The sequence below is a fragment of the Maribacter sp. 2-571 genome (genome assembly GCF_050589625.1).
Lineage (GTDB): Bacteria > Bacteroidota > Bacteroidia > Flavobacteriales > Flavobacteriaceae > Pelagihabitans.
The window spans coordinates 74,676-89,210 of sequence record NZ_JBNGOP010000002.1 but is presented as its reverse complement, the minus strand read 5'-3'; the positions used below and the strand labels follow the sequence as shown (position 1 = coordinate 89,210).

14 protein-coding genes are annotated in these 14,535 nt (G+C 36.5%); 13 read left to right on the top strand and 1 reads right to left on the bottom strand.

Annotation, left to right across the window (positions count from 1 at the left end; all coding sequences use genetic code 11):
• Positions 1–8: 8 nt before the first annotated feature.
• The 13 genes from ACRD7P_RS01780 (at position 9) to ACRD7P_RS01720 (ending at position 14,115) form a co-directional block, all read left to right on the top strand.
• Positions 9–266: a heavy metal-binding domain-containing protein gene (locus ACRD7P_RS01780; protein ID WP_120714421.1), complete on the top strand. Its 258-nt coding sequence runs from the start codon at positions 9–11 to the stop codon at positions 264–266.
• Between the two features lie 79 nt (positions 267–345).
• Entirely contained in the window at positions 346–1,074 is a 729-nt protein-coding gene (locus tag ACRD7P_RS01775; RefSeq protein WP_430905760.1) for an acetolactate decarboxylase, read from the top strand.
• Positions 1,071–3,572: a heavy metal translocating P-type ATPase gene (locus tag ACRD7P_RS01770; RefSeq protein ID WP_430905758.1), complete on the top strand. Its 2,502-nt coding sequence runs from the start codon at positions 1,071–1,073 to the stop codon at positions 3,570–3,572. Before ACRD7P_RS01775 ends, ACRD7P_RS01770 begins: the two co-directional genes overlap by 4 nt.
• A gap of 16 nt (positions 3,573–3,588) precedes the next feature.
• Positions 3,589–4,080 carry a DUF305 domain-containing protein gene (locus tag ACRD7P_RS01765; RefSeq protein ID WP_430905757.1) on the top strand — a complete coding sequence of 164 codons (492 nt, stop codon included), beginning with the start codon at positions 3,589–3,591 and terminating at the stop codon, positions 4,078–4,080.
• Between the two features lie 5 nt (positions 4,081–4,085).
• A complete protein-coding gene (locus ACRD7P_RS01760) occupies positions 4,086–5,861 on the top strand; it encodes an efflux RND transporter periplasmic adaptor subunit (RefSeq protein WP_430905756.1) in 1,776 nt (591 codons plus the stop codon).
• A gap of 679 nt (positions 5,862–6,540) precedes the next feature.
• The gene (locus tag ACRD7P_RS01755) at positions 6,541–6,882 is read left to right on the top strand and encodes a single-stranded DNA-binding protein (RefSeq protein WP_430905755.1); all 342 of its coding nucleotides are present in this window, start codon (positions 6,541–6,543) and stop codon (positions 6,880–6,882) included.
• Positions 6,883–6,952: 70 nt separating this feature from the next.
• Positions 6,953–7,333 (top strand): DUF6876 family protein, encoded by a 381-nt coding sequence (locus ACRD7P_RS01750; protein WP_430905753.1) that lies wholly within the window; start codon positions 6,953–6,955, stop codon positions 7,331–7,333.
• Between the two features lie 68 nt (positions 7,334–7,401).
• Positions 7,402–7,851 carry a JAB domain-containing protein gene (locus ACRD7P_RS01745; protein ID WP_430905752.1) on the top strand — a complete coding sequence of 150 codons (450 nt, stop codon included), beginning with the start codon at positions 7,402–7,404 and terminating at the stop codon, positions 7,849–7,851.
• A 14-nt stretch (positions 7,852–7,865) separates the two neighbouring features.
• Complete coding sequence (locus tag ACRD7P_RS01740) at positions 7,866–8,063, top strand: hypothetical protein (protein WP_430905751.1); 198 nt, start codon at positions 7,866–7,868, stop codon at positions 8,061–8,063.
• A gap of 381 nt (positions 8,064–8,444) precedes the next feature.
• On the top strand, positions 8,445–8,843 hold the full coding sequence (locus ACRD7P_RS01735; RefSeq protein ID WP_430905750.1) for a BfmA/BtgA family mobilization protein: 399 nt from the start codon (positions 8,445–8,447) through the stop codon (positions 8,841–8,843).
• Positions 8,844–8,855: 12 nt separating this feature from the next.
• Entirely contained in the window at positions 8,856–9,884 is a 1,029-nt protein-coding gene (gene mobB, locus ACRD7P_RS01730) for a MobB family relaxase (protein ID WP_430905749.1), read from the top strand.
• A gap of 1 nt (position 9,885) precedes the next feature.
• Positions 9,886–11,478, top strand: coding sequence for a type IV secretory system conjugative DNA transfer family protein (locus ACRD7P_RS01725; protein ID WP_430905748.1), 1,593 nt, complete (start codon positions 9,886–9,888; stop codon positions 11,476–11,478).
• 111 nt (positions 11,479–11,589) lie between these two features.
• Complete coding sequence (locus tag ACRD7P_RS01720; RefSeq protein ID WP_430905747.1) at positions 11,590–14,115, top strand: DEAD/DEAH box helicase family protein; 2,526 nt, start codon at positions 11,590–11,592, stop codon at positions 14,113–14,115.
• A gap of 54 nt (positions 14,116–14,169) precedes the next feature.
• Here the strand turns inward: ACRD7P_RS01720 and ACRD7P_RS01715 are convergent, their stop codons facing one another.
• Complete coding sequence (locus ACRD7P_RS01715; protein ID WP_430905746.1) at positions 14,170–14,535, bottom strand: hypothetical protein; 366 nt, start codon at positions 14,533–14,535, stop codon at positions 14,170–14,172.

The following is a 14,535-nucleotide window of genomic DNA, read 5'->3' as shown; positions in this document are numbered from 1 at the left end:
CAAAAACAATGAAAAAATTCAGAACAATTTTAGGAGCAATGTTAGTAATAGCCTCAATTACAATGGTCTCTTGTAAAGACAATAAAAAAGAGGTACTAACGGAAACGGAAACAAACGCTGAGAACCAAGGAAAAGAATATACTTCGGCTTACGTATGTCCAATGCATTGCGAAGATAGTGGTAGCGATAAAGAGGGTAAATGTGCTACCTGTGGAATGACATTAGTGAAAAACGAAGACCATACGGCAAATGGCCATACTCACTAGAAAAATCGAAAGATAATTAGAGTAGGTATTCTGAAAGAGAAGACTAAACCTCTTTGCATTTCTAAACAATCATAAGAAAATGAAGATGTATAAACACACCTTTTACGTGTTACTTGGAATGGCTCTGTTGAGTTTTTTAACTAATTCTTGTACTGATGAATCTACTAATGTAAAAGTTGGGTATTCGGGAGCTTTGCGAAACATAATGTCAGGAAATATAGATGCTACAATTTCATTAGATACCCTGTCACAAAAGAAACATTTTTATGCTCTTGGCGCAGTAGCAGATTTAAAAGGTGAAATACAAATATTTGACAGTCAAGCACATAATAGTGTTGTAATTGATAGCAGCATGAGAATCACCGATTCTTATGCCATCAAGGCTGCTTTACTTGTTTATGCAGAAGTTGAAACGTGGAATAGTTTTAATATTGAGAATGTCACAACTAAAGTTGATTTAGAAAAGAGAATTTTTGAAACTGCGAAATCTAATGGTATTAATGTGGAAGAACCTTTTCCTTTTTTGTTAGAAGGCCAAGTTGCTACTTTAGACTGGCACGTGATAAATTGGAAAGAAGGAGATACTGTTCATAATCATAAGAAGCATAAAGAATCTGGTTTGAGTGGAAGCATACAGCAAGCAGATGTTGAAATTATTGGTTTCTATTCCACAAAACACAAGGCAGTATTTACGCATCATACTACTAATATGCATATGCATTTCAAAACTGATGATAATGCAATTGCTGGGCACGTTGACGAACTGATGTTAGACAAGCAATTCATACTAAAACTTCCAAAACAATGAAACACACCTTTCACATACACGGAATGACCTGCAACGGTTGCAGAAATCACGTAGAGCAAACACTTTCTAAAGTGGAAGGTGTGACTAATGTTTGGGTGTATTTAGAGAAAGCAGAAGCAACTATTGAAATGAAATCCCATATTCCCATTGAGACATTTCAAAAAGTAATGCAAAATGATGGAGGTTCTTATAGCATACATAAATTAGGAGAACATAATAAAGCAAAAGAAACTAAAGAGGAAGAAACGAAAGGCAAAGGTACAGGTACTTTCTATTGTCCGATGCATTGCGAGGGAGATAAAACCTACGTCAAACCTGGCGATTGTCCAGTTTGCGGAATGGATTTAGTTGAAGAACAAAATTTATCTGCAACGACTTCACATCAATGGACGTGTCCAATGCATCCCGAAATTGTTAAGGACGAAGCGGGAGCTTGTCCCATTTGCGGAATGGATTTAGTACCAATGCAGCCAGACCTTTCTTCAGAAGATAAGACCTATAAAAAGTTACTCAATAAATTCTGGATAGCTGTAGCTTTTACGCTGCCTATCTTCATAATCGCAATGAGCGAGATGATTCCTAACAATCTATTATACGATATAATAGAACAAAAATCGTGGAATTGGGTTCAGTTCGCTTTATCTATTCCTGTAGTTTTCTATGCAACTTGGATGTTCTTTGAACGTGCCTTTAAAAGTATAAAAACATGGAATCTCAATATGTTTACGCTCATAGGCATCGGTGCGGGTGTGGCCTGGTTGTTTAGTGTTTTTGGGATGTTGTTTCCTGATTTCTTTCCTGAACAATTTAAAACGGGGTCTGGTGCTGTTCACGTATATTTTGAAGCTGCAACTGTGATACTAACATTAGTCTTGATGGGTCAGGTTTTAGAAGCCAGAGCGCATAGCAAAACCAATTCGGCTGTAAAAGAACTATTGAAATTGGCGCCAAATAAAGCAATACGAGTTGTTGATGGAAATGAAGAAGAAGTTTCCATAGACCAAATCCAAAAAGGCGATATCCTTCGAGTTAAACCAGGTGATAAAATTCCTGTGGACGGCGTAATTATGGAAGGACATACCACCGTAGATGAGTCAATGATTTCAGGCGAACCTATTCCTGTCAACAAAGCTGAAGATGACAAAGTGAGTAGCGGAACTATCAACGGCAATCAATCCTTTTTAATGAAAGCCGAAAAAGTAGGTAGCGATACTTTGCTCTCCCAAATCATACACATGGTAAATGATGCCAGTAGAAGTCGTGCACCTATTCAAAAACTTGCAGATACCGTTTCAGGTTATTTTGTACCTGTGGTGGTTATCATTTCTCTAGTCACTTTTGCAGTTTGGGCAATTTGGGGTCCAGAACCAGCATATGTATACGCGCTCGTAAATGCGATTGCAGTATTGATTATTGCCTGTCCCTGTGCTTTAGGGTTGGCGACACCAATGTCAGTAATGGTAGGTGTCGGTAAAGGGGCGCAGAATGGCGTGCTAATAAAGAACGCCGAGGCTTTAGAGAAAATGGACAAGGTGGATACTTTGATAGTTGATAAGACAGGAACGATAACAGAAGGAAAACCAACTGTTGAAAAAATGGGGTCGTTCAATGATTCATTTTCTGAAAGTGAAATAACCCAATTTATAGCCTCCTTGAACAGTTCTAGCGAACATCCACTAGCCGAAGCTACTGTCAAGTATGGGAAAGAACAAAAAATAGAAATCCGTAAAGCAAAAGATTTTAGTGCGGTTACTGGAAAAGGAGTAGAAGGAATAGTCGATGATAAAAAGCTTGACCTAGGAAATGCAAAAATGATGGAGTATGCCAATGCAACTATATTATCAGCAATGGAAGCCGAAGCGCAATCCTTTCAAAAACAAGGAAAAACCGTTTCCTATCTGGCAGTAGATGGCCATGTGTCTGGTTATGTAGTGATACGCGATAAAATAAAAAGTACAAGTGCCAAAGCCATTGCAGCACTTCAAAATAAAGGAATTTCAGTAATAATGCTTACTGGCGATAATCACGATACTGCACAAGCCGTTGCCACCGAACTCAACTTAGCAAACTTCAAGGCTGGAATGTTACCAGAAAATAAATTGGAAGAGGTAAAGAAACTACAAGACGAAGGTCATGTCGTAGCAATGGCAGGAGATGGAATCAATGATGCCCCAGCCCTCGCAAAAAGTGACGTAGGTATCGCAATGGGTACGGGAACAGATGTTGCAATTGAGAGTGCAATGATTACCCTAATAAAAGGTGATTTACATGGTATTGTAAAAGCAAGAAATTTAAGTGATAAAGTAATGCGGAATATAAAACAAAATCTATTTTTCGCTTTGATATATAACACTCTAGGTATACCCATAGCGGCAGGGGTTTTGTTTCCATTTTTTGGAATTCTACTATCACCAATGATTGCCGCATTAGCAATGAGTTTTAGTTCTGTTTCAGTAATTGTAAACGCACTTAGACTCAAAACAAAATCAATTAATTAATAAAAAATAAAGAACAATGAATTCAGAAGAAAAAAATCACAACGAAATGAAAAAAGGAAATTATACCAAATTTGTAGCGATGCTTGCTGCATCATTCATAGCTATGTACATCACGATGTACTTGAATACCTATCAAATAGACCATGTTTATTTTAGCCTAACTAGATTCTACATGAGTTGTTTAGGTATCGCAACTATGGCTATCATTATGTTTGTTGCGATGCGTAATATGTACACCAACAAGAAGAAAAACATCGCTATTGTCTTAGGAAGTATTGCTCTTTTTGGAACCGCTCTAGGGCTCGTAAGGCTGCAAGCACCAATAGTGGGAGATATTTTGTGGATGAAGGCAATGATTCCTCATCACTCCATAGCAATTTTAACTAGTGGGCGTGCAGACATTCAAGACCCTGAAGTAAAAAAATTGGCGGACGATATAATTAAAGCTCAAAAAAGGGAAATAGAAGAAATGAAGGCAATGATTCAACGCCTTGAAAACGAAAAATAATAATTATGAAAAAAAATATCCTATACCTAGGTGTTGCGGTAATCATTGGACTAATAGGTGGTTATTTGATATTCGGGAATTCTTCGCTATCGTCTATTCCAGAAAGTCCAGATAATCATAACCATTCTGAGGCATCAATAAATGAAATGTGGACATGCTCAATGCATCCGCAAATTTTGCAATCAGAACCTGGTGATTGCCCAATTTGTGGTATGGAATTGATTCCTGCAGAAGCAAGTTCTGAAGGTCTATTGGCAAACCAAATCCAGATGACAGAAAATGCAATGGCATTAGCAAATATTGAAACTACCATTGTTGGAAACCTTATGGAAGGTAATGATGACGGGGTTATTTCTCTATCTGGTAAAATAGCTACAAATGAGGAAAACAATGCTATTCAAGCAAGTTATTTTGATGGTCGTTTGGAGAAATTAAATGTAAGTTTTGAAGGGCAAGAAGTAAAAAGAGGGCAATTATTAGCCACAATCTATTCCCCTAATCTCGTAGCTGCTCAACAGGAATTAATTACAGCAACTTCTTTAAAAGAATCTCAACCAGCTTTATATAAAGCTGTTCGTAATAAGTTGAAACTATGGAAGCTTTCTGCAAGTCAAATCGACAATATAGAGTTAACGGGAGAAGTGCGTGAAAACTTCCCGTTATACGCAACGGTTTCAGGAACAGTAGCGATGGTAATGGCGGCAGAAGGTGATTATTTAAAACAAGGTCAGCCTATTCTAAAAGTAAGTAACCTTAATTCAGTTTGGGCAGAATTTGATGCTTATGAAAATCAAATTTCACAGTTTAAAAAAGGACAGAAAATAAAGGTTACCACGAGCGCATATCCTAATAAAGAATTTGATGCAGTCATATCATTTATTGACCCTGTGTTGAATAGTAGTACAAGAACTGTGACGGTGCGTGCAACCTTAGAGAATAACGAAAGTTTATTCAAGCCTGGAATGTTTGTTTCTGGAAAGATAAAAGGCACAGCCCAAGTTCCGGGAGAATCATTGAATATTCCAGCAAGTGCGGTATTATGGACAGGGGAACGCTCATTGGTATATGTAAAACCAAATCCAAATAGGCCTGTTTTTGAAATGCGAGAAGTTACTGTTGGGCTTCGTAGCGGAGATAATTTTACAGTTACTTCAGGATTAGAAAATGGAGACGAAATTGTGACCAATGGCACCTTTACGGTAGATGCAGCAGCCCAATTACAAGGTAAGAAGTCAATGATGAATAAGTCTGGCGGAAAAACAATGACGGGTCACGAAGGTCATTTGGGAATGCAAGGAGATTCAGAAAATAAATCCAATGCCATGCAAACTATGAAAATGAAATTATCAAAGTCATTTCAAACAGCTTTTCAAGCTGCATTAAAACCCTATTTTAAAATGGAAGATGCCTTTGTGGATAGTGACGCGAGTCAAGTTTCTGCTATAGCAAAAACGACATTAGCAAAAATGAAAGCAATAGACGTAAGTGATTTGGGCAAGATGGAAAAATCGCATCTATCTAAAAGTATTGAAATCTTGGGTGCAATCTCAGCAAGTACGGATTTAAAAAAACAAAGAGCTCAATTGGTTGTTTTAAATGAAAATATTGTGGCCCTTGCAATGAATATCGAATCACCTGCGGAAACATTATACGTTCAAAAATGTCCTATGGCCAATAGCAATAAAGGTGCTATCTGGTTAAGCACCGAAAAAGAAATTAAAAATCCTTATTATGGAGATGATATGTTGACCTGTGGTAGTGTGATTGAGGTGATTAAATAGAAATATAAACTTTATTAAAAAGTAGGGGTTGGCATTTAAGGTCAGCCCTTTTTGGTTTTAACCCTAGTTATACATTTGTAAATTATCTATGCTATTCCACTCAGCACATTCCCCTTCATTCCGAGAAAAGCTCTATTACAGAGAAAGAGCTTCGCTGCAAAAGTCTTGAACAAGATCCTCCAACTTTAGATTTCCACTTCGCTTCTCCTACCGAAAATGGCAGGAACACTACGTTCCCAATATAAAGTTGAAGCATCACGTTCGCTTCACCGGAAAATACTATTTCCAATTTGTTCCACGTCCTATGATTTTATATTTCACAAGGGATTTAGACCTACTCCCGAACCTCCACCAATACCTTTTTTTGACAGCAAAATAACAACATTCCATCTTGGACGGCGGCATAAAGCCGCTGCGCTTTTTATACGCCTTACCAAGATGGAATATTGAAGAGTCCGAGCAACAAAAAAAGGTAACAGCGAAGGCGCTATGGGAAGTAAATCTAAAAGGAATCTTATGAAATCTTACAAAATCAGCAAAAAGGACGTGGAACAAAAGTTAAAAAAACAACAAAAGGAAAACGCTCTAGATATAATAAGTAAATCACTCAAAAAATATATAAACAAATACTGCTTGAATGGTTCGGGTAGTCTATTAATTAATCTTTAAATCTTCTATTATGAGTATTTTAAAAAATCACGTACAGTTAATTGGAAACGTTGGACAAGAGCCGACCATTACGAACTTAGAAAGCGGCAAAAAGGTTGCACGGCTTTCATTGGCAACAAATGAGTATTACAAAAATGCCAAAGGTGAGAAGCAAACCGAAACAAACTGGCATACGGTTGTCGCTTGGGGTAAAACCGCGGAAATTATAGAAAAGTACGTTGCAAAAGGCAAGGAAATCGGTATCAGCGGAAAATTAAAAACTAGAAGCTACGAAACCGAAGACGGCAATCAAAGATATGTTACCGAGGTGGTAGCGGATGAAATTTTACTGTTAGGTATTAAAGGCGAGTAAAAATAAAGAGGGCGTTCCTGTGGAAAGATGCGCCCTCTTTTTCATTATTAACTTCTTAAAGAAAATTACAATGAGCAATAAAGTTAGAGAAATTAAAGAGGGATTACAACATTTTAACGGTACTGAAATGTTTTACCGAATCCCATTAACACGAACCCGATTTACCGATGGCTTAAAGTATTTAGCAAATACTGCGGAGTGCTTTTGGCTGATTACCGATGCTTCTGTAATTGCTAAAAATCTAAGGCAGAAAAGCAGTTTCATTACTATTGATTTTAAACGATTGACTGAAAAGGAACAAGCCGAAAAAGAATGTGAAGCCACGATCACGTATAGTGATGGAAACGATAATATTTTTGAAACGCATAGGTACGGTTTTACGGATTTTCCTTTGGATGAACTACGGCTATTTTTTGTAAACGATACGTTAATGTTACCTAGCGAATATTAAATTTTAAGAGGGTGTTCCTGTGGAAAGATGCACCCTCTTTTTATACTAACTCCTTAATTTTTATCACAATGGAAAATAAAGTAAATGAAATAAAAATCAGTTATATCGGTGGCGTAAAATCCGCCTTTTGGAAAAAGATAAACCACTCTCAGGATGCAGCAAACCTACTATATGAAAACTGGGATAAAGATACTATTGAGGTGCATGAATCTTTTAAAATTCTATTACTGAATAACAGTAATAAAGTGAAAGGGGTTCACCAAATTTCGCAAGGTGGAATTACGGGAACTTTGGTAGATATTAGATTACTATTCGCCACGATTTTAAAATCGCTTTCTGTAGCTATAATTTTAGCCCACAATCATCCGAGTGGAAAATTGAAGCCAAGCGAAGCCGATATCAATATCACGAACAAGATAAAACGAGCAGCTAAATTTCTAGATATTCTTGTATTGGACCATCTGATTGTTGTGCCAAATGGAGGTTATTACAGCTTTAAAGATGAAGGTATACTCTAGTAAAATTCTAAGCTATGATATATTTAAATTATAATAACTTGGATGGTGAGACCCAAGAGAAATTATTGGCGGAATCTCGAAAGGAAATCGAAGCGAAGCACGGCAAGGAAATTCAAATGTGTGCCGTGAACAATCAAGAGGATTATCATGCTATTCTAGAAGAAGAAGCAATCCGAAATTTGTACAATTATAAATTTATTTTTAAAATCTAAAACTACACTAGAATCGAAAAGAACGGACAGCCTTTAAAAAGCTGTTCGTTTTCGTTTATGGAAAATTCAATGGTTAGCAGAGTATACTTCTGAATCCGTAAAACCAGCTTCAAATCATTCTTAAAATTTGCTGTTTGAAAGTGAGTAGGTAAAAGAGCCTTTACCTTGAGGGAAAGGTATTCTGAATTTCCCCTGCGGGGGAAAAAGGAATAGCAAGAGGGTAACCCGCTGGCGCGAGGTTTCGATTTTCAGTTTTTCCAATACGATAGTATTTACAGAGTCTGGCAAGGTTTTTAATTTTTCTGAATTGATTTTTAGGCTCTCTTTTTTACTAAAATCTGGTGTCAGACCAATGAGGTAGCAAAATTTATTACTAAAAAGATGGATAAAGGATATGAAAAAGAAGGTTTTGTAACCTTCAAGATTAAGGCTTCAGTAGCGATTAAGTTTCGGCGATTCTGTAAAAAAGTGTCCGAATCACAATCGATGACATTACTACTGATGATTGCTTTTTTTGAGGATAATGGCATTTCTCCGCACGAATCAATCGGACCTCAAATGCAGACTTTGGAAGCCCTGATAAAAAAGCGAATCAATGGAGTTATTGCAATAATGAAGGACATTGAAAAGAACCAAACCAAGCCAACGGTTGCGATGATGCAATCGCTTTTTGCAGCAGCCGAACCACCGAAAAAGAACTTGATTCTAGAGAAGGAAATTCCAGAGAAAAAGCAAAAAGTCAGGTTTGTTGAGCGATTAGAAAATGATGATGAATTATAAATATTTAAGACGATGTATATAACAGTAACGGCACAAAAACTAGGTGGTGATTATTCGCAAAGTTCAGCAGGTTTTGTGGAGTACCTAGAAAAGGAAAACCAAGGATTGGAACAAGAAGACATGGAACATTTTTTCAATCAATATGGGGACGAGATAAATGCATCCGAAGTAGTTAGGGAAATTGACGGAAATACATCGAAGCTTAAAAAGAAAGAACCCAAATTTTATTCCATCACCGTTAGTCCAAGTAAATATGAATTACGAAAACTACAAAACAGTAGGGAAGAATTAAAGCGATACACAAGAGCAATAATGAAAGATTATGCAAGCTCTTTTAATCGTGAGATTAATAGCAGACCGGTAACCGTTGATGATATTAAATACTATGCTAAAATTGAACATCAGCGCACTTTTAAAGGAACGGATAAACAGGTCCGGGAGAATCAACCATTCGCCACTAAGATTTTAAAACTCAAAAATGAAATTAGGCAAATCAAGCAAGGACAACAGGGGGGAAGCATCATAAGATTAGAAAGCAAAATCAACCGATTGGAAAAAGAAGCGCCCCATCAACAAAATGGAAAACGAATTGTTCAGGGAATGCACAAAGAGGGCAACCAGAGTCATATTCATATTATCGTAAGTAGAAAGGATATGTCTGATTCCGTCAGTCTTTCTCCAGGAAGTAAATACAAAGCTTCTGATGTAATGATAAACGGAAAACTGGTGAAGCGTGGTTTTGATAGGGATTCGTTTTTCGCAAAAGCGGAAAAGACATTCGATAGCACTTTCAGTTACAAACGAAACTATGCGGAATCGTATCAATCAAAGAAAGATTTTATCAAGAATCCGAAACGCTACTTTTCGACTTTATTGGGTTTGCCTACAAGTGAAAAATCGGTTGCCTTCAAAATTTTGGGTAAGGCTGGCGTTCCCTTAAATAGCATACCAACCAACAAAGTACAGCTCGCATTGAAAACCATAAGGTATTTAAAACGGGGTGTTGATATCGCCATAAAATCAGGTTCAATAGGTATTTGATATGGGGACACAAGGACTATTTTTTACGATGACACTATTGATTGGAATGGGATTGATTTTCTATTGCCTATTCAAGTTAACACGCTATGCCTTTATTACCAATATAGCTTTAACAGCTATTTGTTTAGGGCTGCTCTTTAAAATGAATTTTCATGCTGTTGAATGGTTCTTTCAGTTGCTCTACGTTGGCTGTCCGCTCTTATTAATAAATACGGTCATGTATGTTTTTCTTCACAAGGAGAGCGACTTATTAAACGATAAGAATAAATATCAAGTTCAATTTAAAGTAAAGCGAGGAAGTTTTAAAATTGATAATATTAAAAGAGGGGCTTCCGTAATTGGTTCCGCCGGAAGCGGTAAAACCGAGAGTGTCGTTTATAATTTTCTATCTCATTTTAGTAAGCACTCCTTTTGTGGAATCATTCACGACTACAAGAATTTTGAAATTACCGAAATGGCATATCCCTTATTTGAGAAGAATGCTATTGATTTTCGAGTGATTTCTTTTGATGATATCTACGACCGAGTAAACCCGATTGCTCCGCAGTACATGCAAAATGAAGAGATTGTCAATGAAGTGGCACGGGTTTTAATTGAAAACCTTTTAGAACAACGGGAATCTGGAAGCTTTGGATCAAGCAAATTCTTTAACGATGCAGCGGAAGGTTTGATAGGTGGATTGATTTGGAAATTGCATACATCCTATCCGAAATACTGCACCTTACCACACCTAATCGCTATCTATCAATTTCTGGACACAGACAGTCTCATTGCTTTTTTGAGTACAAATGCGACCTCTAGGGCAATGGCTGACGCTTTTATAAGTGGTAAAGATTCTGATAGGCAAACCGCAGGGGTAAAAAGCACTCTGGCCAATGCCCTTAAAAAGATTAGTACCCAACGCATTTTTATGGTGCTCTCTGCAGATGATGTTCCTTTGGGTCTTAATAGCCAGGAAAAACCATCTGTCATTTCTGTAGTAAATAATCCCAAATATGAAACGGCGTATTCTCCCATTATAGCAACCATTATTCACACGATTACAAAACAAATGAGTGTGCGTTCTGGAAAGTCGTCGTTTTTGATGATGGAAGAAGCGCCTACAATTCGGCTTTTGAATATGCACCGTATTCCGGCAACGCTGCGTAGTTATGATATTGCAACGGTTTATGTGATGCAAGATAAAATACAGAACGATATGATTTATGGGGATAAGGCAAGCAAGGCAATATTGAGCAATTTATCTTATCAATTCTTCGGAAAAGTAAATGACCCGGACACCGCTAAATATTACGAACGCTTCTTTGAAATTGTAAAGAGCGAAACCACAAGCGTGAATCGAGGTTATAATCTCAATTTTGACACACGCATTACCACAGGAGAGCGTGAGGTGGCAAAAATTAGAGCTGACGTTTTCTTTCGACTAAAACAAGGTGAGTTTATAACCTTTGCTGATGGGGAGGATAAAAGGGTTCAGTTTAAGTTACCTAAGATAGAGAAGCGGATGCCTAAGAAAAAGAAGGCATTTACCGATGAGGATTTGGAGGAGAATTTTGAGAGGGTTTATAGTGAGGTTCGGTCGATTTTTAAATAAGCAGGTACATACGAATTCTGGTAAAACGATAATTAGTAAAAACAAAAAGGTTCACCTTTCAGCTGATACAATCTATATTTGTATTTTCATTCTAGTTACATTCAGATAATTATGGTTGATTTTAGAAAAAGACTGAGTAAATCAGAAATAACAAAAAAAGTTGATCCGATAGAAATTTATGATTCATTGGATAGGAGAAGTGTTGCAGGACCTTTGAGACCCGCTCAACATAAGATATTGAAAGAATGGTTTGAATCACGAAAAGAAGAAAAAGACTTAATTATTAAACTTCATACGGGAGAAGGTAAAACGTTAATAGGCTTACTGATTCTACAATCCAAAATAAATTCGGGTAATGGCCCTTGCCTTTTTATTTGTCCAAACATTTATTTAGTTCAGCAAGTGAGAAGAGATGCCAAGAAATTCGGTATCAACTATTGTTCAATCGGTGACGACAATTCCTTGCCAAATGAATTTATTGATGGAGAAAAAATATTGATAACACATGTGCAAAAAGTTTTTAATGGCAAAACGATTTTCGGATTGGGTAACGATTTCGTACCTGTTGAAAATATAATATTGGACGATTCTCACGCCTGCATCGATTCAATAAAAAATACTTTTACCATAAGTTTAGATAGTGACCACTCAATTTATAAAGAAATATTTGAACTTTTTAAAGATGCCCTTCCAGAGCAAGGCGAAGGTACTTTTCTAGAAATAGAGAACGGAGATTATAACTCTTTTCTACCTATTCCATATTGGAATTGGATTGACAAATCGGAAGAAGTTTTGCAAATACTTTCAAATTATCGGGAAGAATCATCGATAATGTTTTCTTGGCCATTTATCAAGGATAGTATAAAAAATTGTCAAGCCTTCATCTCAGGTAAAACCATAGAGATTACTCCAATACATATACCAATAGAAAAATTTTCATCATTTCATAAGGCAGAGCAGAGAGTCCTTATGTCCGCCACAACTCAAGATGATTCGTTTTTTATTAAAGGACTTGGCTTCAATACGGACGCAATTAAAAATCCACTTGCAAATCCAAGCCAAGTTTGGTCTGGCGAGAAAATGCTTGTTATACCGTCATTAATTGATGACAGCTTGGATAGAAATAAAATGGTAAACTATTTGGCGAAAGCCTCCACTAAAAACTACGGGATTGTTTCATTGGTCTCTTCATTTAGTAAAGCATTAACTTACAAAAGCTTAGGCTCTATTGTTCCTAAAACAAGAGAAATTTCAGCGGCAGTAGACCACCTTAAAAAAGGTAAATTTAATCAAACAGTTGTGTTCGCAAACCGATATGATGGTATTGACTTACCTGACGAAACATGTAGAATATTGGTTATTGACGGTAGACCCTATTTTCACTCCTTAGCTGATCGATACGAGGAATCGAATAGAATGAGTAGTGACTCAATTAATATTAAAATAGCTCAAAAGATTGAGCAAGGTCTGGGAAGGAGTGTACGTGGTGAAAAAGATTATTGTTTGATTTTGATAGTCGGTGCAGATTTGATAAAATTTATAAAAAGCTCTCGAACAAATAAGTATTTTTCTCCTCAAACTAAAAAACAGATTGAAATTGGGATGGAGATAGCACGAATGGCTTCAGATGAAATTTCTAGCAAAAATGAACCCTTTGAGGTTGTAAAATCTTTGATGAAGCAAAGCATTCAACGAGATGAAGGTTGGAAAGAATTTTATAAAGAAGAGATGGATAGAATAGAACCTGACAGCTCCACTAGTAAAATTTATGATGTTCTAACCCTAGAAAGGAAGGCTGCTGTATTAAACTATTCAGGAGAACATGAGAAAGCTAGTATTTTGATTCAGGACATAATTGATAATCATTGCTATGAAGAAAGTGAGAAAGGCTGGTACCTTCAAATAATGGCGAGATATAAATTTTTACTGAGTAGAAAAGATTCAAACAATCTTCAGAAAAGCGCATTTTTTAAAAATCATGAGCTACTGAAACCAAATGAAGGCATCACCTATCAAAAATTAGAATTTGTAAATGAAAATAGAACAAAGCGAATTCAAGATTGGATAATACGTCACAAAAATTTTCAAGAATTAATGTTGTCGGTTGAAGGTGTTTTATCTGATTTAGAGTTTGGCACTGCCGCAGAAAAGTTTGAAGCTGCAATGAAAGAATTGGGCTTAATGCTTGGTTTTCTTAGTGAACGTCCAGATAAAGAATTCAAAAAGGGTCCGGATAATTTATGGTGCGGAGTTAGCAACCAATATTTTATTTTTGAATGTAAGAGTGAAGTCAATGTTGAAAGGCAAGAGGTTAATAAACACGAAGTTGGGCAAATGAATACTCATAGCGGGTGGTTTGAAAATGAATATAATGATGCTCCTGTAAAAAGAATTTTGATAATACCAACCAAGACGGTATCATATCATGCTGATTTCACTCATTCAGTACAAATAATGCGAAGGGGAAAACTCAGACATTTAAGAACTACGGTAAAAGCTTTCTTTAAAGAATTTAATAAGTATGAAATAGGTTCGGTAACAGATGAAAAAATTCAAGAGTTTATCAATATTCATAAATTGGATATTTCAAATTTGTTATCTGAATATTCCGAAAATTATTACCAAAAAACAAGCTAGCTATTTAATAGCTAGCTTAATTGATAGCGATTTAAAATAATATGTTAGAGGTACTCAAAAAGGCACCCTCTCCTTAGGCTTCCTAGCAGTAGCCTTCCAAACCCCATCAACCTTTACAAGCTTAAAAACTCCAGGAGTTTTATCATATGCCGTCGAGTATTTAACCCAAGCCACATCTCCATCGGTACTTTCTTCGATAAGCTTAAAATTCATTTCCGAACTCTTAGGCTTGGCAAACATTTTCATGAGATTCGAGAAATTCACAAAACCTTCAGGAGTGGTATGCTTTTTTAAGGTTTCTTCATCACCTTGATAAAAACTTTCAGCGACGATTTCCGCAACAGATGCGGGTGTAGTATCCTGAGTTTCCGCGCAAGCGATAAATGTCAGGGCAAGTGTAAATATGACCAACTTTTTCAT